The 20,444-nt window shown below is 53.5% G+C and carries 18 protein-coding genes and 1 riboswitch; of the genes, 5 read left to right on the top strand and 13 right to left on the bottom strand.

Going from position 1 to position 20,444, the window contains the following annotated elements; genetic code table 11:
- Window positions 1-314: 314 nt before the first annotated feature.
- Together ppiC and GNT65_RS17205 are read right to left on the bottom strand one after the other, a co-directional pair.
- A complete protein-coding gene (ppiC, locus tag GNT65_RS17200; RefSeq protein ID WP_041508681.1) occupies window positions 315-593 on the bottom strand; it encodes a peptidylprolyl isomerase PpiC in 279 nt (92 codons plus the stop codon).
- Between the two features lie 262 nt (window positions 594-855).
- Complete coding sequence (locus GNT65_RS17205; RefSeq protein ID WP_160798438.1) at window positions 856-1,161, bottom strand: hypothetical protein; 306 nt, start codon at window positions 1,159-1,161, stop codon at window positions 856-858.
- A 339-nt stretch (window positions 1,162-1,500) separates the two neighbouring features.
- Here GNT65_RS17205 and GNT65_RS17210 point away from each other — a divergent pair, with 339 nt between their 5' ends.
- Window positions 1,501-2,394, top strand: a complete 894-nt coding sequence (locus GNT65_RS17210) for a LysR family transcriptional regulator (protein WP_160798439.1) — start codon at window positions 1,501-1,503, stop codon at window positions 2,392-2,394.
- A 137-nt stretch (window positions 2,395-2,531) separates the two neighbouring features.
- Here the strand turns inward: GNT65_RS17210 and GNT65_RS17215 are convergent, their stop codons facing one another.
- The 3 genes from GNT65_RS17215 to GNT65_RS17225 are packed head-to-tail and all read right to left on the bottom strand — an operon-like array spanning window position 2,532 to window position 5,245.
- Complete coding sequence (locus tag GNT65_RS17215) at window positions 2,532-3,101, bottom strand: LutC/YkgG family protein (protein WP_160798440.1); 570 nt, start codon at window positions 3,099-3,101, stop codon at window positions 2,532-2,534.
- A gap of 1 nt (window position 3,102) precedes the next feature.
- A complete protein-coding gene (locus tag GNT65_RS17220; protein ID WP_160798441.1) occupies window positions 3,103-4,491 on the bottom strand; it encodes a lactate utilization protein B in 1,389 nt (462 codons plus the stop codon).
- 10 nt (window positions 4,492-4,501) lie between these two features.
- The gene (locus GNT65_RS17225) at window positions 4,502-5,245 is read right to left on the bottom strand and encodes a (Fe-S)-binding protein (RefSeq protein WP_160798442.1); all 744 of its coding nucleotides are present in this window, start codon (window positions 5,243-5,245) and stop codon (window positions 4,502-4,504) included.
- A 448-nt stretch (window positions 5,246-5,693) separates the two neighbouring features.
- Here GNT65_RS17225 and GNT65_RS17230 point away from each other — a divergent pair, with 448 nt between their 5' ends.
- Entirely contained in the window at window positions 5,694-7,928 is a 2,235-nt protein-coding gene (locus tag GNT65_RS17230; RefSeq protein ID WP_160798443.1) for an acyl-CoA dehydrogenase, read from the top strand.
- A 147-nt stretch (window positions 7,929-8,075) separates the two neighbouring features.
- Window positions 8,076-8,858, top strand: coding sequence for a CLCA_X family protein (locus GNT65_RS17235; RefSeq protein ID WP_160798444.1), 783 nt, complete (start codon window positions 8,076-8,078; stop codon window positions 8,856-8,858).
- A 37-nt stretch (window positions 8,859-8,895) separates the two neighbouring features.
- Here GNT65_RS17235 and GNT65_RS17240 read toward each other — a convergent pair whose 3' ends face one another.
- The 8 genes from GNT65_RS17240 to GNT65_RS17275 form a co-directional block, all read right to left on the bottom strand.
- Window positions 8,896-11,073, bottom strand: coding sequence for a cation:dicarboxylate symporter family transporter (locus GNT65_RS17240; RefSeq protein ID WP_160798445.1), 2,178 nt, complete (start codon window positions 11,071-11,073; stop codon window positions 8,896-8,898).
- Window positions 11,074-11,236: 163 nt separating this feature from the next.
- Complete coding sequence (locus GNT65_RS17245) at window positions 11,237-12,562, bottom strand: GGDEF domain-containing protein (RefSeq protein WP_239871029.1); 1,326 nt, start codon at window positions 12,560-12,562, stop codon at window positions 11,237-11,239.
- Between the two features lie 451 nt (window positions 12,563-13,013).
- Window positions 13,014-13,274 carry a hypothetical protein gene (locus GNT65_RS17250; protein ID WP_160798447.1) on the bottom strand — a complete coding sequence of 87 codons (261 nt, stop codon included), beginning with the start codon at window positions 13,272-13,274 and terminating at the stop codon, window positions 13,014-13,016.
- A gap of 25 nt (window positions 13,275-13,299) precedes the next feature.
- Window positions 13,300-14,112: an SAM-dependent methyltransferase gene (locus GNT65_RS17255; protein ID WP_160798448.1), complete on the bottom strand. Its 813-nt coding sequence runs from the start codon at window positions 14,110-14,112 to the stop codon at window positions 13,300-13,302.
- A 94-nt stretch (window positions 14,113-14,206) separates the two neighbouring features.
- Window positions 14,207-14,740: a GNAT family N-acetyltransferase gene (locus tag GNT65_RS17260; RefSeq protein ID WP_244952216.1), complete on the bottom strand. Its 534-nt coding sequence runs from the start codon at window positions 14,738-14,740 to the stop codon at window positions 14,207-14,209.
- Between the two features lie 112 nt (window positions 14,741-14,852).
- Window positions 14,853-16,562, bottom strand: coding sequence for a pepsin-like aspartyl protease (locus GNT65_RS17265; protein ID WP_160798450.1), 1,710 nt, complete (start codon window positions 16,560-16,562; stop codon window positions 14,853-14,855).
- A gap of 214 nt (window positions 16,563-16,776) precedes the next feature.
- Entirely contained in the window at window positions 16,777-18,018 is a 1,242-nt protein-coding gene (locus GNT65_RS17270) for a M56 family metallopeptidase (RefSeq protein ID WP_160798451.1), read from the bottom strand.
- A complete protein-coding gene (locus GNT65_RS17275) occupies window positions 18,015-18,392 on the bottom strand; it encodes a BlaI/MecI/CopY family transcriptional regulator (RefSeq protein ID WP_160798452.1) in 378 nt (125 codons plus the stop codon). Before GNT65_RS17275 ends, GNT65_RS17270 begins: the two co-directional genes overlap by 4 nt.
- Window positions 18,393-18,632: 240 nt before the next feature.
- Between GNT65_RS17275 and GNT65_RS17280 the strand changes: the two genes are divergently transcribed.
- Window positions 18,633-19,271, top strand: a complete 639-nt coding sequence (locus GNT65_RS17280) for a hypothetical protein (protein ID WP_160798453.1) — start codon at window positions 18,633-18,635, stop codon at window positions 19,269-19,271.
- A gap of 210 nt (window positions 19,272-19,481) precedes the next feature.
- The gene (locus GNT65_RS17285) at window positions 19,482-19,832 is read left to right on the top strand and encodes a DUF805 domain-containing protein (RefSeq protein WP_160798454.1); all 351 of its coding nucleotides are present in this window, start codon (window positions 19,482-19,484) and stop codon (window positions 19,830-19,832) included.
- Between the two features lie 385 nt (window positions 19,833-20,217).
- Window positions 20,218-20,432: riboswitch (cobalamin riboswitch) on the top strand.
- The last annotated feature ends 12 nt before the right edge of the window (window positions 20,433-20,444 follow it).

The following is a 20,444-nucleotide window of genomic DNA, read 5'->3' on the forward strand; positions in this document are numbered from 1 at the left end:
AAGGCGCGGTTCTCATTAAGGCCAGAGCACGAAGATGCTCACAAACAGGTCGGATATACGTACGCAGTATTACTTTCTGTTACTCACAAAATGTTTGATCTATCCGAGGTGTCCATATAAGTGCTCGCGGCGAGCCAAAATGGTGTTTGCACATGAGCCAGCCGCAGGCGATAGGTTACAGAGAAAGTAAGGATTTCAAATAGGTATATAAGTCCATTTGGACGTTTGTTTTACACCGAAGCAGAAAGGTTTAAACCGGTTAGCGGAGAGGGTTAACTATCACCCCCTTTGACCACTCAGGATAAACCTCTGCATCACGTCCGATACAACACCTTCACCACATGCCAGCCGAACTTGGTCTTGACCAGATGCGGCGTGATCAACTCGCCGGTGAAGCAGACCTTGTCGAAGGCGGGCACCATCTGACCTTTCTTAAATTCACCCAGGCTGCCGCCTTTCTTACCCGATGGACAGGTGGAGTGTTTCTTGGCGAGCTGGTCAAACTTAGCTCCCTTATTGAGTTTTTCGATGATCTCTTCGGCGAGTTCTTTATGTTTAACGAGTATGTGAAGCGCCGCTGCGGTTCTTGCCATCTGGTGTTGCCTCTTGGCTAATATATTGGACCTAATTCTGGCCATTATACTGTGTTAGACGGTGCAGGCCCAAGGGGATTCGCCTAACGATGGGCGTGACTCTTGGGAGAGCTCGGTTCAGGCGCCTCTCTAGCTCTTACCCGGCTAAGCCGGTTATGAGCCGGTTAATGGTTTGGGCTTCTTCATGTTGACGAAAACAGAAAAGGTCTTCGTGAAGAAGACCCTTATGCGCCCAGCAGGCTAACCTTTATCCAGCTTGTGTTTAATCGATCGAGCGCAGGTTGACCTTACGATGAGCATAGTGATTATTCACCTGCAGGTTCTCAGATAGTGTCATCGTCGTGGTTGAGACGGCGTCACCATCCTGCTTAAACTTTTTGACGTTATAGTTAACAAAGTCGACTACATAGATAGATTTGGTCTCTTGGTTAGCAAGTGCCTTGGTAGCTTGTTGCTGGGCCGCCGTCGCTGAGCAGTCATTGCACTCGATGGCGGTAAAGTTAGCGAAAGTCGCGCCTGAAATTGTCGATGAGAGTAACAGGAGCGCAGTAGGGAACATCTTATTCATTATTATCTTCCTTATCGTTAAATGTGACCTGTGTCACATTTAATAATGCTGTGCAAATTCTAATCTGTCTAGTTTTTGTCTTAAAAATTAATATCTTGTCGCGAGCTAAATTAGTGATTACTAAGGTGGCTGTTTGGATTAGTTGACTCTAATCCGGGCGGCTAACTCATTGGGAGCCTTCCAGAATTGTCTAGGGAAGGCCTGGGAGATGGGGATATGTTCGGCTAGATGAGGGATTTATTGATTGAGCGCAAGCTTAATCAGATCAGATGGCTGTCTGACATCCTTGGTTTTGTTATAATTCTTATCCATTTCTAATCGGTTTTTTCGAGGCTTTTGATGGCGCATAGCGTAGGCACGGAACTAGAGCTTATTCATCTGTTTGTGCATCTGGTGAATACCGGCGGTTTTTCCCAGGTGGCCAAAGAGCTGGGTATGCCTGTGGCGACCGTCAGCCGTAAGGTGACTAAGCTGGAAAGCCTGCTCGATACCCAGCTGATCATGCGCAGCACCCGTAAGCTCAGGTTAACCGAGGAGGGCAGCGAACTCTTTGGCCGCTATCAGAATGTGGTGGCCCAGTTTGACCGCTGCAGCGAGCCCAGGGTCGAGAAGGCCGAAGGCACGCTACGCATCGCGGCGCCTGTGTCGATCATTTCGATGATCTTCATCGGCGTGATCAATGACTTCTCCAAGGCCTACCCGGATATTCAGCTGCATATCACCCAGAATAATTCCAGTATCGATCTGATCGATGAAGGGGTGGATGTGGCCATCGTCGGTGGCGCTCAGCCAGACTCCTCCTGGGTCTCTAAGTCGCTGGGGGTACTCGATTATGCCCTGTTCGCCTCGCCGGGTTACCTGGCCTGCGCCGGCACGCCACACCATCCGGAGCAGCTGGTGGATCACTCCTTGATCAAGGTCTGGCCGCTATTTAACTGGTCGATGAAACATATCAGCGGCGAAGATTTCTATTACGAAGGGCCAGCCAAGTTGACGCTCGGCGATCTCAACGGTGCGGTGCGCGCCGCGGTAGACGATGGCGGCATTCTCTATGGCCCAGAGTTGTTCGTGAAGAATGAGCTTGCCTCGGGCGAACTGCACCGTGTGCTGCCCGACTGGCACGGCGAGCAGCGGCGGATCTCTCTGCTGTACCATCAGCGCACCCATCAGCCCCTCAAGGTGAAGTTGTTTATCGATTTCATGCAGGAAAGGGCTAGCTGTCTGTTCCACTAGCGACTAACGACTAACGACTAACTACTGGCGCAGTCTATCTCGCTAACCTCCTCTCTGCCTGAGGCAAAAAAAAGCCACCACAGTTATCGTGGTGGCCAGGCAGTTTGAGGCTGCTAAATAGGGTTGATGCGGGGGACTTATACTAGGTAAACATTCAGGCTGCAGGCGCCGTGGGCACCGACCACCAGGGCCTGTTCGATATCGGCCGTTTTAGAAGGACCGGCGATGAAGACGCCGAACTCGCCGCTGTCTAAGCCAATTTTTTTAACCGCTTCATGCAGGTTGGCAACAACCGTGTCGGCGCTTATGACTAAGAACAGGTTTTCACAGATGAAGGGGGTCACCCTATGGCCCAGGTGTTGGTTGTTGACCCAGATGGCGCCATTTTCCGCCACGGCCACATCGCCAGGGATCACCGCAAAGTCGATATCTCTTAACTCGTGAGCCGTGTCTGGCACCTCGCGGTTACCTTTGACGCCTTCAACTTGAGAGATCACCTGCTTGCCTTCTTTCGTCAGTTCGTCGACCTTGGCCTGTAGGGCGGCCAAGCCCCCCTCGCGGTGTAGCGTGCCTGCCACTGTGTTCAGGTTGGTTTCAAACTGGCCAATGACATCGTCAATACGTGGGCTGACATTGATTGGCGGCATGGCCTGAGGTGCAACCGCGACGCTTTTTAATGCATTGAGAATAGATTGCTTGCTCGACATATTATTGACCTCTGTTTTTGTTAAACCAAGCTTCGAAGCTGGACTTAGGTGCGACCGGTAGCTCTCGGTATTTACCCCAGGCGCCAGAGAATGGCTTGAGCAGGGAGCCCGGCAGTATACGCAGCGCGGTGCGGGCGACACTCATGGAGCAGTTGAGCATGGTCTCGCTGGCCATGAAGTTGCCGACCAGCGGCATATAGCTGCGCTTGCCGTAAGGCAGTTTGCCCGCCTTGGCCTTGAGGCGACGGTGATGGTGAATGATCTTATCCAGCGGTACCTTGGTCGGGCAGACATAGCTACAGCTGCCACATAGGGTACAGGCCCATGGGATAGAGTGAGTATCGTCTGCCTGAGCACCTACGGCGATGCCGATAGGACCTGGAATGGTGTAGTTGTAGCTGTAACCGCCGGAGCGACGATACACGGGGCAAGTATTCAGGCAACCACCGCAGCGAATACACTTGAGCGACTCGGCCAGAATCTTGTCTTGCAGCATGTCGGTACGGCCGTTGTCGACGATGATCACGTGCATCTCGCCGCCGTCCTGTGGACCACGATAGAAGCTGGAGTAGGTGGTGATCGGCTGGCCGGTGGCGTTACGGGCCAGGGTACGCAGTAAGATAGCGGCGCTGTCGAGATCCGGCACTATCTTGTCTATGCCCATGGAGTGTAGCTGCAGCTTAGGCAGGTTAGCACCCATGTCGGCGTTACCTTCGTTGGTGCAGACGACGACTGCACCCTTGTCGGCGATGGCCATGTTAACCCCTGTCATGGCCGCATCGGCCGACAGGAACTGCTCACGCAGGTGAGCGCGGGCGGCTCGGGTGAGATAGAGTGGATCCGAGGCGCCCGCCTCTGTGCCTAACTTGTCGTGGAAGAGGTCGCCCACTTCCTCTTTCTTTAGGTGGATCGCCGGTACCACGATATGTGATGGCGGCTGTTTGGCCAGCTGAATGATGCGCTCACCCAGGTCGGTGTCGATCACCTCAATGCCCTTACTCTCGAGGTAAGGGTTGAGGTGGCACTCTTCGGTGAGCATAGACTTGGATTTAACCAGCTTCTTCACCTGATGCTTGGCCAGGATGTTGTGGACTATCTGGTTGTGCTCGGCGCCATCTTTGGCCCAGTGCACGACTATGCCGTTGGCCAGACAGTTTTTCTCGAAGCTCTCCAGGTATTCGCCCAGGTGGGTCAGGGTGTGGAGCTTCATCTCGGAGCCGAGCTGACGCAGCTGCTCCCACTCCGGCAGGCTGGCGGCGGCGCGATCGCGCTTTTCACGCAGCACCCAGAGGGCCTTAGAGTGCCAATCGACGCGTGCCTCGTCCTGACAAAAGATGTCGGCCTTCTTCGCATGCACGCCTGAGTTGAGTGCGGTGGTTTGACTAGACATGAGCTACTCCTTACAGGGCTGCGTTGATGACTTCGGCAATGTGACGGGTCGCGATAGGCAATAGCTGACGGCGCATCATGCCATCCAGGTGCAGCAGGCAGGATGGGTCGAAACCTACCGCATAAGTAGCGCCCGTGGCGGCGTGCGCCTGGGCCTTGTCTTTACCCATCTTGGCCGAGACGGCGCCCTCGTCGACAGCGAAGGTACCACCGAAGCCGCAGCATTCGTCGCGGCGATCAGGATAGACGATTTCGATACCAGGGATGCGGCTCAGCACGGCCTCGACCTTGTTGGTGCGAGGGCCCATCTGCTCGCTCGGTGTGGCCAGGTCCAACATGCGGATGCCGTGACAGCTCAGCTGCAGGCTGACCTTGAAGTTAAAGGCCTTGTTGAAGGCGGGGATTGGCGCCACATCGTGTAGGAATTCGGTGAGTTCGTAGAGCTTGTCGATAACCGCCTGGGCTTCTGGGCTGTCGTCAAACTCATGGAAGTTTTCCTTGGCGGCAACCAGGCAAGAGGCGGCCGGGCAGACGATGGCGTCACACTCGACGCCCTTGAAGGCGTTCAACAGCTTGAGGGTGGTTTTCTTGGCTTCATCAAAACAGCCCGAGTTAGTCATGGGCTGGCCACAACAGGTCTGCCCCTTGGGCAGTATGACCTGATGGCCGAGTTTTTCGAGGAGTTCGACGGTGGCGATGCCGACATGGGGCATCATCTGGTTCACCAGACAGGGAATAAATAGGGCTATCTTCATGAAGCACTCTCTTATTTTGATGGCTGCATGTGGGCGAATGCGCTGGCTTATCGTGCCGCTACAGGTGGCATAAGCTGGTTATTTGGCCCATGTTGCAGGGTTATTTGTGATGATAATTTAAGCTTATATCCACATAATAAGTAGTGCTAATTTAGTAAATATATATGCTCATTTTTTCATTTTTGAAACAGTGTGACTTCAGCCCCATAACCCTGAAAAATGTCTCTGATCTAGGTCAAAAAAGGCCTGATTCAAACAATTATATAAAACGGTTGTTTAAATTTTTTATTTGAGCGTACACCTGTAACCTTTTGAAAAGAAAAAGCTTAATTTTAAGTTGTGTTTGTAACTGTAAAATAAAGCATTTTTTTGAGGTTAGAATGTTTGATCTAATTTGTTTTTTGTGACGTAATGCACACTAGGTTTTCTGGTCGGATGAGTCTGAAAGATGAGTATTAGAACAAAATTTAAAAAAGTACTGCCGAGTATTTCTACCACTGAACAAGAGGCGCTCGACGCCGGTGATGTATGGCTAGAGGGATCTATCTATCAGGGGATCCCAGATTTCGATGCCCTGCGTCAGGTTCCGGGGGCGACCCTGTCCGACGAAGAGCAGGCCTTCCTAGACGGCCCAGTGCAGACACTTATCGAGATGGTGGATGACTTTGCCATTCAAAACAGCCTGCATCTGCCAGACAACATACTCAACTTCCTAAAAGAGCATAAGTTCTTCTCGCTGATCATCCCTAAGGCCTTCGGTGGCCTGGAGTTCAGCCCTTATGCCAACTCGACGATTGTGGCTACCATTGCCGCCAAGAGTTCCGCGGTGGCGGTGACCGTCATGGTGCCTAACTCCTTAGGCCCGGGTGAGCTACTGATGCATTACGGCACTCAGGCCCAGCAAGATTTCTGGCTGCCACGTCTGGCTAATGGCCAGGAGATCCCCTGTTTTGCATTGACCAGCCCAGAAGCGGGCTCGGATGCCGGTGGTATTCCCGATGTCGGTACTGTCACCATGGGCGAATATCAGGGCGAGCAGGTACTCGGCCTGTCGGTGACCTGGGACAAACGTTACATCACCCTGGCGCCTATCGCTACCGTATTGGGTCTGGCCTTCAAGGTGGAAGATCCGCAAGGCTTGCTGGGTGGCAAGGAGCAGCTGGGGATCACCTGCGCGCTGATCCCTAAGTCGCATCCTGGCGTCGAGCTGGGTAACCGTCACGACCCTATGGGCTGTCGCTTCTACAACGGCACCACTCGCGGCCAGAATGTATTTATCCCGATGGACTTCATCATAGGCGGTCAAGAGAATATCGGTCGTGGCTGGCAGATGTTGGTGGCCTGTCTCGGCGCAGGGCGTGGCATCTCGCTGCCGGCGCTAGGAGTCTCGGTAAGCCAGGCCTCGTTTAAGTCGTCGGCGGAATATGCCGCGGTGCGTGAGCAGTTTGGTCTGGCCATCGGCAAGTTCGAGGGGATTCAGGAGAAGCTGGCGGATATCGCCGGTAAGACCTATCTGCAAGAGGCGATGCGCGTGCTGACCACCGAAGGCCTGGGCCTGGGGCTAAAGCCCTCTGTGGTGACGGCGATGGCCAAGTACCACATGACGGAGATCGGCCGTGACGTGCTGAACTCGGCCATGGACATTCAGGCCGGTAAGGCGATTCAGCGTGGCCCACAAAATACCCTGGCCTCTGGCTATGTGGCCCAGCCCATCGCCATCACGGTGGAAGGAGCGAACATTCTGACCCGCAACCTGATGATCTTCGGTCAGGGCGTGATGCGCTGTCACCCTCATCTGCAGAGCATGGTAGAGGCGATCCACAGCGAAGACAAAGATGCCGACAAGACCTTTAATCGTATCTTCAAGCAGACAGTGGGCTACAGTGTGGGCAACAGCCTGCGCGCCTTCCGCCTGGGTCTGCTGCCTTTTACCGCCGATGCCAAGTCAGAGCTTAGCGAGGTGGTGGAATATGAGAAGGCTGTTCACAAGCTGGCGTCGAAACTGGCCGTGTACGCTGACTTCTCACTACTGGTACTTGGCGGCAAGCTCAAGCAGGCCGAGATGCTGTCGGCACGTCTGGGGGATGTGATGAGTTACCTGTACGCGGCCATGGCTTCGATTCGCTACTATGAGCAGAAGGTGAGCAGCGAGCATCGTGCCCAGGCCAAGCCTTACTTCGAGTACGCCACCCGCTGGGCGCTGGTTAACGCCGAAAATGCCCTGCTGAGCTTCCTGGATAATTTCCCTCAAGCTGCGACACGTCAGCTGATGAAGCTGCTCACTGTGACCTACTCGCCTAAGATGAAGAAGATCAACGACGACCTGGTTCGCGAACTGGCCCATGAGGCCCAGCTCAACACCCAGATCAAGCGTCAGCTGACCCATCTGGTGAAGCCGGTGCCGGGGGATGGCAACGATATCAACCAGCAGGCCTATCTGGCTAAGATTGCCTGTCTGCCGCTGTTGGCCAAGGTGAAGAAGGGGCTGAAACAGGGTTACTTCAAGTCTGGCGTGCGATTCGCCGAGACGCTGGATAGAGCCCGCGGTGCCAAGATCATCACCGAGGGCGAGCATAAGCAGTTGCTGGACTATAACCTCAAGCGCGAGCGTGCCATTCGTGTCGACGAGTTCGACTTCGACATGCAGCTGATCGGTGATAAGGCGGCGCTGAAGATAGCCTAAGGCATATTTTTCGTATCAGCATCAGTGCCAAGAGCCGCCCCAGGGCGGCTTTTTTGCGCGTCGATTTTGCGTTCGTCTCGGCCGCCGACCTCATGCATAGACAGAAAATAGGGTATGATGGCTGCGGGCAATTTTATGGGCAGGCGAGTGCTAAAACGAAACCAGTATCGACGTGAGGGACCAGACTATCGCTGCGGCGAGCAGGTGAGCTTTCACGACATCAAGGAGGTGTTCGGCCTCAATCATATTCGCCTGGGTAGCTGGGTCGAGGAGGAAGAGAAGCATAAGGCGGCCAACCTTATCTTCGATGCCTTTGCCGATCTCGCCTTCATGTTGCAGTTGCCGCCCAAGGCCATGGGGCTGCGACAGACGCTGAATCTGGCCTTCGGGACAGGTGGACAGATGGGCGTGCAGGCCCACTATATGCCGGCGCAGAGGGAATTAGCCCTGGCGAAAAATGCAGGTGCCGGCGCCCTGGCACACGAGTTCTGGCACGCCTTCGACCACTACATTGCCACCAAGGCCTTCGAGATCCCAACGACGGGCATCGCCTTCGCCAGTCACTGCTGGCTGGCCGACCACACGCCGATAGTTCACCCCCTTAATGATCGCCTGATGCAGCTGTTTGCCAGCGTCCTATTAAGTGATGATGGCCAGGACAGTCATGAGTATGTACGCCGCGCCGTGGCGCTGGACCGGCAGCAGGGGCGGCAATACTTTTCCAAACCCACTGAGATGATGGCCAGGGCCTTCGAGGCCTGTATCGAGTCCCATCCCGAGATCCGTAATCCTTACCTGGTTAACGAGACCCTGGACTCGCTCCTGGCCAAGGCTGGCGGTTATCCTAGCCTGGAGCATAGAGAGGGCATCTATCGCCAGCTACTAGCCTATTTCGGCCCCCTGGGTGAGGCTTTGGAACGAGAAAGGTAACCGAGAGGGCTAGTACGAGAAAAACTGAGCAAGATCGCTAGTCTACCCAGTGCAGCACGTCGCGAATGATGGACCATCTTGGCTCGGGTTCGCTGGCCCCTTGGCCTAGCATCCAGTAGTTGTAGAGCCGCTGCTGGTGGCCATCCACCTTGCGTAGCTTCTGCCAGTTGTTGACATAGTTGAGCAGCGACTGGTTGTCCTGAGCCACCGCATAGGCGATAGGGTATTTCGCCTTGTATTCCAGCGGTGCTATGCCATAGCCAGGGAAGAAGAGGGTCCAGGCGGAGCCCGCCTCGGCGCTGATCACCACGGCATCGTACTTGTCGCCCTTCTGACGGAAGAAGTCCTTGTAGCCCTTAATCTTGATGAACTTGAGGTTGGGGTAGAAGGCCTTGGCATCTTCTATGATGTCGCTGTGTTCCACATAGGCTATGGTGGTATCTTGCATCGCCTTTATCGACTGGTTGCGCTTGAAGCTGTTGACCTTGTGGTCTTTGGTGGCGATGGCCAGGTTTAGCAGCAGCACGGGCTCAACATAGCTCAGCTTATCCATCTGCTCGATATCCATGGCTAGGCCCGACATGGCGATATCGAAGAAGCCCGCGTCGAGGGAGGCGGCCAGCTTGTCCTTCTCGAAGGGGATGAACTCGACCTTGACCCCAAGATCGTCTGCCAGACGGTTGGCCATGGCGCTGTCGAAGCCCACCAGTTGTCCGGCGTTGTTGTAGTAGCTAAAGGGCACATTGCTGGGGATATAGCCGACCCTGAGCAGGCCGCGGGCGCGGATGGCGTTGACATCGGCGATGGGGCGACTGGCGCTCTGGCCCACCACCGGATATTGCTTGCTTACCTTGGTCGGCACCTTATCGGCCACCTGCATGTTGGCAATCACGCCGCTGGTCACCTCAGGGCTGTGAATAAACAGTCCCATGCCCACCCGGCACACGATGAGGGTGAGCACAACGCTGGCACCCACGCCTATGGCCATCTTGAGCAGTTGCGGAGGCCTGAGTCTCAGACGCTTCTCAAACAGCGCCACCGTCAGCAGCGTCAGGGCAAACAGGTTCATCACTGCGGTGATGGAGTTAAACTTGCCCGTGATAAAGCCCGACATCACAAACAGCTGGAACAGATCCTGGGGCAAATGCACTAAGTCCAGCATGAAGGGAATCGCCACATAGACGCTGCCAAACAGCGACAGGACGCCGCTGATGGAGAGCGACGGCAGGGCGCTGAGTTCTATCGGGGTGCCGTTAAACCAGCCGGCGAAGAGTACGAAGAGGATCACCGTCAGCTTGCCTATGTTGGGGAAGGTGAAGGCGATAGGCACCAAGATTTCTACTAGGGTTTCGGCATCGTCGCTCAGGCTCTGATGCTCGCGCATGATCTGCTTACACTCCTCGACGATCACTGGGATGACGATGAAGATATTGCCGGTGGCAAACGCGGTGACCAGGCTGGACTTGCTGATCCGTAGCGCCTGGGCGAAGGTAACCGGGGTCAGGGAGGCGACTATCCAGGGCAGTATCCAGAAGGTGAGCAGCAGGCAGAGGACGAAGTAGCTGATGAGATAGACCTGCATGCTGGCAAACTCGTCCACTCCCATGGTGCCCGCCGCCGAGGCCGACATGGCGAAGATCCCTATGGGGAGTACCTTCACCAGTGCCTGGGTGATCTTGGAGAAGATCTCGCTGCAGGTGTGCATGAAGTTGATGATCAGCAGCTTGTTGTCGCCCTCCATGCCAATGAGTGCCAGCCCCATGGCGATGGCGAAGATCACCATGGCGGGTACATAACCCTCGGCCATCGACTGGAAGGGGTTAGAGGGAATATAGAGCTTGAAATAGTCTATGGCCGTGGCGGGCTCGATGGAGCTGGTGCTGAAGAAGGAGGCGGTCTCGACAAAGGGGAAGGAGAGTGGCATCAAGGCGACCACTAGTAGGCCGACACCCCAGAGTAGCAGCATGATGACGCCGGCTCGGCTAAAGATCAGGCTGGCGGTGGCGCGCTTGAGTTTACCTATGCCCCCCACCAGAGAGACCAGAATATAGGGCAGTACCGTCATCTGCATCAGGAGGATCACGCTGGTGCCTATGCTGCTCATCCAGCCGACAGACTCCCCGAAAAAGAGCCCTACCGCAAAGCCGACAAACATGGCGACGAGCATCTGGGTCGAGCTGGTCATGGCGAGCAGTTTCTTTAGCACGAGAGTCATTCCCTTTTTATCTATGTAGAGACTTGATTATAAAAGGGGCTGCGGCTTGGCAAAAGGCTTTCATCTCAATCTGTTGCGCAGCAGCACAATTAATATTGGCGCAGATAGTCGTGACCAGCCATATGCTAAGGCTGGTCCAGGTTCTTGAAGGCACCCTCCCTCGCTAGAGGGAGAGTAGAGAATGGGACGCCTGGGGGATAGTGCGCTTGGCCTCGGGGTCGAAGATACAGAGGCGATCCCGCCCGGTTTCCTTCGACTGGTACATGGCGCTGTCGGCGTCGTTGATCAGCCGCTCCAGCTTATAGCCTGACATCTGAGTATCTGTGATCCCAAAGCTGGCGGTGACATTAAACTCATGGCCGGTGGCGCTGCAGTCAATTGTGGCAATCGCCTCACGACAAGCCTCGGCCAGCTTAATCGCCGTTTTCAGGTCGCAGCCGGGCAGGGCGATACAGAACTCCTCGCCCCCGATTCGGGCGAAGATGTCGTTCTTGCGTCCCTGAGCCTGACAGGCCTTGGCAACTTTCTTCAGTACCCAATCGCCAATGGCGTGGCCATATTTGTCGTTGATCTGCTTGAAGTTGTCCAGATCGAACAGGATGTAGCTGAGGTCTACCTCGCTGCTTTCGCAGTATGAGAGCGCGCTCTGGGCGACCTGAGTGAAGTGGCCGCGATTAAATACATGGGTCAGGGCATCGTATTCTGCAAGCTGCTTGAGGCGCTTCTGAATGGTCCAGGACTTGTAGGCCCAGAAACCCAGCAGGGTAATGATGGCGATCAGCAGCGAGATAAACAGCCGGTTGTTTTCCGCCTGGATCCTTGCCAGTTGCTGTTCGGTCAGTAGCAGATTGTTTTGTCTGTCCAGTAGAGCGATACGACTCTTCTGCTCCGCCGCCTGATGCTCGGCGAGCTGGAAGGCCAGATGCTTGGTCTTGATATCGTCCAGGTATGCCTTGTCGGCCTGGGCGTATTTGATGTGATAATCCAGCGCCGTCTTGTAGTCGCCGCTGAGATCGGCGATCTCATAGAGCACCTTGTAGGCGGTGACTATTGCCTGAGTATTGCCCAAACCTTTTGCTAAGTTGACTATCTTCTCCGCCTTTAATCGAGCCTCGCCTATCCTATTATCCAGTAGATAGGCGCTGGCCAGGGTGGCATAGACCTCTGCTATCAATCTCGGGTATCGTGTCTGTTCAATGCTTGCTAGGGATGGCGTGAGCTGCTCATATACCTCCCTGGTTTTGCCGTCTCGCAGGTATTTAGTGGCGATAAAGGAGTGGATAAAGCCCTCCATTATCACCTCTTCGTCACAGCTGGCCACAGCTGTTTGCAGGCTGGGTGAGTCGACCTCGAGTTGATTGAGGCCGAGTTGCGCCTCTATGGCTAACCCATTGGCTAGGCAGGTATTTCTTTTTGATGGCTTGCTGTTTTTTAGTTTTTCGGCGTAATGAATTGCCGAACTATATTGACCTAGTTGATTAAAAAACATAGCGGCAACAGCATAACCATTATGTTTGAGTTCTGTGTTGCCAATTCTATCGATTAAGTTTAAAAGGTGTTTTAGATAGGAGAGGCCTTCAGTCCATTGATTGGTAATTGAAAAAATGTTTATTAGCGATATTACTGAACGGAATACGATTTCAATGGGGGTGTCACTATTTCTGACGAGTTGTTCTAATAGTTTTGTGCCCTCGTCTAATTTACCTTGGTAAGTGACTTCATATGCTTCTAAATATGCTAGCAGTGAAATTTGTTCACTATTTAACTGGTTTTTATTTTTTCTCAGTTCGCTAAGGATTAGAGAAAACTCTGCTGGCTTACTGCTTCTTATCTCATTGGCATATTGAAGTTTGCTACCTAAATCAGAGACTTCCTCTGAACAAATGGGCAGAGGAAGTGATAAAACTAACAAACTAAATATTAGGTAGCAAAGTCTCATATTATTGATTTACCGCTGACTTCTCGTCAGATTCCTCACTGTTTTCACTTTCATCATCTTCATCTTTAGCCGGGATTAGGAAACATATAATATCTTTGCTCGTCTTTAGTGACTCAGCAAGTTCGTCACCTTTACGGCTTTTCAGAAGTTCTTTTTGTTCAGAACTAATCTGTGATTCATCTATGGTTTGAAGTATAGAATCTTCGGTCTGTAGCGCCGCGTCCTGACCCATGCGTTCCAGTAGTTGAATGATGTTCGACATTGTTCGTCCTTATTGTTGTTGGTGGTTAGTTTTCGGGTATTAAGGTGTCATCGACTCTGTGTGCCGTTTCAAGTTTAGCCAGCTTCTCCAAGATTGTTGGGTTTGGCCGCATCTTTTCGCTCGGCGGGATCACTAAGGTGGTGTGCATGAATATTTCGGCGTCGGCGAGTTCGCGCAGCGCCAGAGACTGTTTGCGCACCTTATCTATGGGGAGCACGGCGGCCTCGTAGAGGATCACCTGATGATCTAAGGGGTAGGTCTCTGCCAGCAATTCTATCAGCACCTGACGATGGGCCTTGCCGGTGGCGAATCTGGCCATGCTCTTGTCGCCGGCCAGGCCTATCTGCCAGAGGATCAGGTAACAAGAGGGATCGAAACGGCGCTGATAAAACATAAACTGGCTGGCTTCAAACTGCTGACAGCCAAATTGGCCTGGGTCTATGCCTAGGTCGGCGATGAGACAATCTTCGGCGGAGATGCCGGGTACCATGACAGCCTCGAATCCTTCGGCTCGCGCCGCCTCAATGGATCTATGGGGGGCCTGGGCGAATACGCCGGGGTGGCCGTAGAAGGCGCCGACGACTTTCTTACCTTGTCTGACCTCGGCTAGGATGGCATCGACCATCTCACGGTAGGTGACATGACGCGACTTACCCTCGTCATAATAGACTTGTAGCGAGCGTACATCGCCGTGCATCTCCTGTAGCCAGAGTTCCACTATGCCGTTTGAAACGCCGGAGAAAACGACGTCGGCTTGTTCAATATAGCTGCGTGCCAGCGGGCAGATATGGGCGCCTAAGGTCATCCCTATGCCGACACAAGCCAGGCTTCCCGCCATGGAATTGAGTCCCGATAATATGTATGTTAATTAAGGGTTAAAGCTAACAGCAATTGCCCTATTTTAAAACCGCTAATTGCCTTGAATTGAAGACTTATTTCGTACTTTTATAGTGGTGAGGATCGGCGAAGCAGGATTTCATCTGGTGCGCCTTTTTTGGCTCTGAATTGGCCGTCGATAACGCATTTGAGCCGAACACAAATCCCAGCTTCTTGACGAAGCGTTCGGTGGCGAGGTTCTTGGCGGCAAAGTTTGCCAGGATGCGTGTCACCCCTAGCTTAAGATAGGCATATTCCATCAGCGCCCCCATGGCCTCCTCCGGGTAGAGTTTACCGTTGGCTTGGGGGAGCAGCATTATGCCTATCTCCGCTTGGCTGCGATCTTCGCCCTGCCAGGTGAGGCCCTGTACGCCAATAGTGCGCAGGCTTTGCCGCTCCACTATGGCCCAGTTCATATATTGGCTAGTTGGCACCGTGCCCGAAATTGCCCGGTTCATCTGAGTCCATGCCGTTTGAAACGCCCTGTCGGCCTGTGCTTGGGTGAGCGGCGCGCCGATATGGCGCATCACCCTCTTATCGCAATAGAGGCGGCGATACAGTTTCTTGTCTGCCTCACTAATCGGGCGCATGGTTAGGCGCTCGCTGGTGAAACCATGATCTGCCAGGTAGTGTGTCAGCCGTGAAGGTAAACAGTTTGAAGGTAAACAGCTTGAAGGCTGTTGTCTTGAAGTGAAGGATTCATTATCTGGCATGCTGCGCCTCCGAGATATTCAAGGGTTTCTGCTCGGCGAAGCGGATCACCCCCTTGTCGTCAACGGAGCGGTCGAATACCACATAGTAGGCGCTCATCAGCGGCAGGCCCAATATGGATTGATCCGGCCAGTTGGGGAGCTGCGACAACAGCTTGAAACAGGCCTTGCCCTGAGTCGGCGTATTGATCTGCCAATAGTGCTTTGGCGTGACGCGGATGGCGATGGGCTCGCATCCTGGTGGGCAGTCGGGAGCGTCACAGGTGGGCGCCGCGTCATGTTCGTTTCGCGGGCCGACAAAATAGAAGGTGAGATCAGGCCAGAGTTCCAGCTGCAGATCTGCCATGTCGATCCCCGTCTGTTGAAAGGCGATATCCTTGAAGGGGGCTATCTGCTCTATGAAATGTGGATTTATGGCTTCGAGGGTCTGGGTCAGCGCATCGAACAGGTGGCGGGTAAGCACGATAGCCGAGGCTCCCGTGTCTATGATGGCATTGCTCTGGCCCCTCATGGTATCGCAGATGTGAACCCCATGGGTGTGCAGGTGCTGGCCGTCTGGGCAGAGTGCGCTAGTGTCTGATAGTGAATCATCTAGCTGAGCCGTATCTGATTTAGTTTCTGCTGCCTGCTCCTCTAGTCCTTGCTCTCCTTGCTCTTCTATGGACTGGGTCAGCAGGCTGGGGATCATCTCATTATCGCCGATACTCATCCCCACCAGATTGACGTTGTAATACTTGTTTTCGATCACGGCTATGGTCTTAAACTCGCCCCGGTACAGCTCGGTATGCTCCTCGCCGCCACCTAAGATTAACCAGCCCTGGTTGAGGGGATCCTGGCCGAGGAAGGCGAACTCGTTGGCGGTGTTGGGCGTAAGCACCTCCTGGCTCGCCACGTGTATGCTGGAGCGGCGGGCAAAGAAGGCAAATTTATTGGGGGTCAGGCCATGACTGGTCAAGTTGCTAAAGTAGGGCGGTAGAGCATTGGTGGGCTGGGTGCGCAGGAAGCGCTTAAACTGGCGCAGATCCTCGCTGTTGAAACTCGTTTCGGTCGCCTGATGCCACTGCGCTCCTGTGTCTTGCGTGGCAGAAGAATTGCCGCTTGTCTGCACCATGGAGAAGTCCCGATTGGCCTCGGTGAGTATGGCGTCTGTAAGTATGGGGTGATAGTGCTGGCTGCACAGGTGGATCTCCTCGTCGAAGGGCCAGGGATGGGTGAGCGCCGGGGCTATGCCATAGTGATTAAAATAGTCTTTGAGATCATAGACCTTGTTGAGGCCATCATAGGCAAGCCCAAGTATACCGTCGGCATCGGCAAAGCTGGTCTCCTGGGCGAGCGATGACACCACTGCCACCGGACATTGTTCCAGCACAATCGGATGATGGGCGTGGGGAACGTGGTCATCATGGAGGTCGAAATCTATCGCGTCTTCACGAATACCCACCCGGGTGTAGACCACGGGCCCATCCCAGCCACCTATGCCGTAGAGCACCTCTTGGGCGAAGCTGGTGGGGGTGAGGGCACTGTCGCGCTCCTCGACATAGTCGCTGCCGGATACGACCAGGGTGCTGCTGCCGGTATCTAAGATCAGGTTCAGCGGGTGCTTCTCGGCGCCAATTCTTAACTGGGCACTGTAGCCACCTTTGGCATACACATTGACGAGGGGGACTTTGAGGGTGCGGGGGGCATTGGCGGTTGAACTCATCGATGACCTTTTGGGCTAAGGGAATTCGTTTAGTTTTTATAATAAGTCAATGTTTTACCACTATCAGTAGTGAGTGATCAATCTAAGGTAAACCTATGGCGAGCGTTGAGGGAAAGGCGCCGGATGTCAACGCAGGTGAGTCACATGACTTATGGGTAGTAGCAGAAAAAGAGCAACGCGGCCCCTTTTCACTTTTCGGATTGTGCACCTGGCCTTAGCCGGCGGTGATCCGAATTCTTTCGAGCTCCGCCTTAGGCGCCGACATCATAAAATCCAGCTGAACCTTGGCCTGACTGACCCCCTTGTCTGAGGCTTCATAGCGCCATTGACTCAGTGCCTTGACCGCTTCTGCGTCAAATACGTCGGCTGGAGAGGACTCGATGACAGAGACGTTGCTGACCTTGCCCTGCTTGTCGATGTCAAACTGTAGCTGTACATAACCTTCAATACTCTGCTTAGCGGCCTCGGTTGGATAACCAGGCTCGATACGCATGACTGGACTAGGTGCTTTTACCTCATCATGATGTTTACCGCCCGCAACGGCGCTTTGGTTGATTAAGGCGCCAGACAGGCCCATTGTGAGTGCCAGGCCTAGCATGGCGAGGGGGCGCTTGGTGTGTGATTTCTTTAGTTGCATGATCCGCTCCTTGAGGATGGTCTTGTTTCCATAGTGAGTGTGTAGCATGCCCAGTTGGGCTTGCTGGGAGTAGGCCAATAGCGTTTGGCTATAGGCAATTCTTTGTTGTTTATCCATTTTTTGAGTCACCTCTGCATCACAGGCGATCTCCTGATCGTCACGAAAGCGGCGATAGGCCAGCCAGCAAACTGGGTTGAACCAGAACAGCGACGCCAGCAGGTAGCCAAAGAGGTTGGCCGCAATATCGTGACGGCTGAGATGTTTAAGCTCATGGCTGAGTACGGCCGTCTGCTGGCTAGGGGATAGCTGCTCGAAAGTCATGGGCACTAAGATCACGGGCCTGAGCAGTCCGGCCAGCATGGGGGAATCTATGTCGGGATGGCGTTTGATCACCATAGAAGGTTCGCGTCTAGTCAGAGATAGTGGGCACTGGATCGATGCATGCGGCAGTTCGATATCTTCGGCGCGATTGCTAAGGCGTTTGAGTAAAATCGCCTGATAGAGGAGGGCGGCCAGGAGTGTCAGGCTGCCCAGCATCCAGATGCCAGCCAAGATCATTTTCAGTGTGGGATTATCGCCCTGGAATAACAGTTCGCCAGCGAGGACGCGGTAGTGCTGCAGCTGTTCCAGTGAGGGGCTGTCCAGCCTGGCCGGTGCAAGTTGGCCCAGCACAGTCCCCGCCAGCACTAAGGGGACGGAAACCCAGAGTGTGTAGATGTTGTGGGCCCCCAGGCGTGCTTGTAGCGGTCTGTGTAGTAACAAGATGGCGGCGCACAGCAGGGTTAGCGGCAGCATCACATTGATGACTAGAGAGATCATGAGGATTGCTCCTCTTCCCAATTGTCGATCAAGGCCTTAAGTTCGGCGATATCTTCGGGGCTTAGCTGTTTCTGCTTGGCAAAGCCTGCCACCAGGGGAGCGACCTTGCCGGCGAATACCCGCTCGACGAAGGATTGGCTCTCCTTGAGTTGATACTCGCTCTGATCGATTAGCGGGTAGTAGCGATAGGCTCTGCCTTCCTTCTCATAGCCCAGGGCCTGTTTCTTCACCAGACGGTTGAGCAGTGTCTTCACGGTTTTTTCGTGCATTCCCTGGCTGCTGGCCAGTGCCTCTACCACTTCGTTGGCGCCCAGGGGGGCGTCTTGCCAGAGTATATTGAGTACCGACAGCTCGGCGTTGCTAATCTCTTTCATGATGGGACCGTTTTCTACGATTACGTTTGTAATTTTTAATTAAGATTACACTTGTAATCAAAAGCGTCAAGGAGTTTTTCAGTCTTAATTTTTGTAAATCATCCGCTCCCTTACCGTGACTTTGTAGTAATATCTGCCGGAGATCGCTCTGGAGGAGTGATTGACACTGGAAATAGCGCTAATTGCTATCGGTTTGTTGGCTATTTATGTGCTGCAGTATTACAGGATGAGGTAGATAAAATGGATTTTTCACCACAGGTATTTACTCAGGCGTTGGCAAAAGGGCTGACCCTCGGCCTACTCGTGCAACCCCTGGGCGCGACCGCCACCGAGCTGGTACAGATGTCGTCTCAGATGTCGGTGCAGACGAGTCAATTGACCATCTTCAAACATAACCTAGGACTACACTTCCCCGCCAACTGGCGTCTCGCCTATAGCGAGCAGCATGGCGATATGTTTTCGGCCGAGTTTGTGCCCGCCCAGGAGCTGCTGGCCCATTGGTCGTCGCTCTACTGTGTACAGGGTTTTAAAGGGATGGCGGGGCGCATCAACCCCGAGGCCTTTCTCGATGGTTTCGCCGAGCAGTATAGCCATACCTGCGAGGGGGAGATGCAATACCAGAAGCTGGGGGAGAGTGAACTCGGCGGTAAGGCGAGTTATAGTGCCATGCTGACCTGTGACAAGATGCCGCAGACCCACAGAGGTGAGCCCGGCACCGAACAGCCGATGGGGGAAATAGGCCACTACACAGTCATTGCGGGTGAAGAAGATCTCTTTTTGCTGCATCAGTCGGCGCGGGGAGAGGCACTGCTGTCGCTTTCCTCGCTAAATATTGTCCCCCCCATCGAGCGTGTTGCCGACATGACCAGCCTGCATTAATGCAGACTCTTCTGGTGATGGCGTCTAATCAAGGCTGGGTGTTAAAGGGGTAAGCAGTTCGCGTCTGTGCGTCAAACGAGATTGTCATTAAATTTAAATTATATTTTTGAAAGTATTGATATATTATGTTGCTTATCCAAAAGGGGGCTTAGGAAAAGCCCCCTATTTATTGGAGCTTTTCAGTTCATTTACGTAAACAAAGGGAACTATATGGAATATTTTATTGGTGCGTTGAAGAAGTTTGCTGATTTCACAGGTCGTGCACGTCGCAAAGAATTTTGGATGTTTACCCTGTTCTACATCATCTTCTACGCGGTAACGGCTACCATAGATGTGGTGACTGGCCTGTATATGTTGAGCACAATCTTTGCCTTGGTGATGTTTATCCCAACTATCTCCATCTCGGCCAGACGTCTACACGACACGGGTCGTTCGGGCTGGTGGCAGTTGATCGGCCTGGTCCCACTGATAGGCGCCATAGTGTTGCTTATCTTCTATGTGCAAGACAGCGTGGAAGGCAACGAATATGGTGAAAATCCTAAGGCATTGGCCGAGGCGTAATTTTCCCCTATATGCGATGAAGGAGGCTTAGGCCTCCTTTGTTGTTTTTAGGGAGTAATGCCGCCTTTGGGTGCAGATGCCGACTCGGGCCATCATGGGAGTATTAGACATTTATACGTGTAGACGTCTATAATGCCCGCGTTCTGTCAATGGAGCAGGGAGAGAGTTTCTCCATCATGCTGCGGGTAAACCGCCGCTTGCCAAGCGACAGAGCATGACCAAATTCATACCAATCACAGTAAGTAAGCGATCAGAAATAGCGTCGGAAAAACGTTTTAGAACAAGTTAGAATTTTTAGATAAGTAGTTATTCTACAATCGAAAAATCTAACGCAGTTATCGAACGTTTTAACAAGCTAGGATGATCGACTATTTACTACGATTGGTATTAGTCAACCTTATGTGGTGCCTGTGGCGCGAGACGACACGGGATAATCGGGAAGCCAGTGAGAATCTGGCACTGCCCCCGCAACGGTGATAGGTGAGAGCTGGGTGCGCCATGACTTTAACATCATGGTGTTAAAAAAATCTATGCTCGTCGTTTAAACCCTTTGTTTAGACTTAACCTCAGTCCGGAGACCGGCCCTTAAGGTGATTTTGAGATTTCGGCGGG

Source organism: Shewanella insulae (assembly GCF_009831655.1).
Lineage (GTDB): Bacteria > Pseudomonadota > Gammaproteobacteria > Enterobacterales > Shewanellaceae > Shewanella > Shewanella insulae.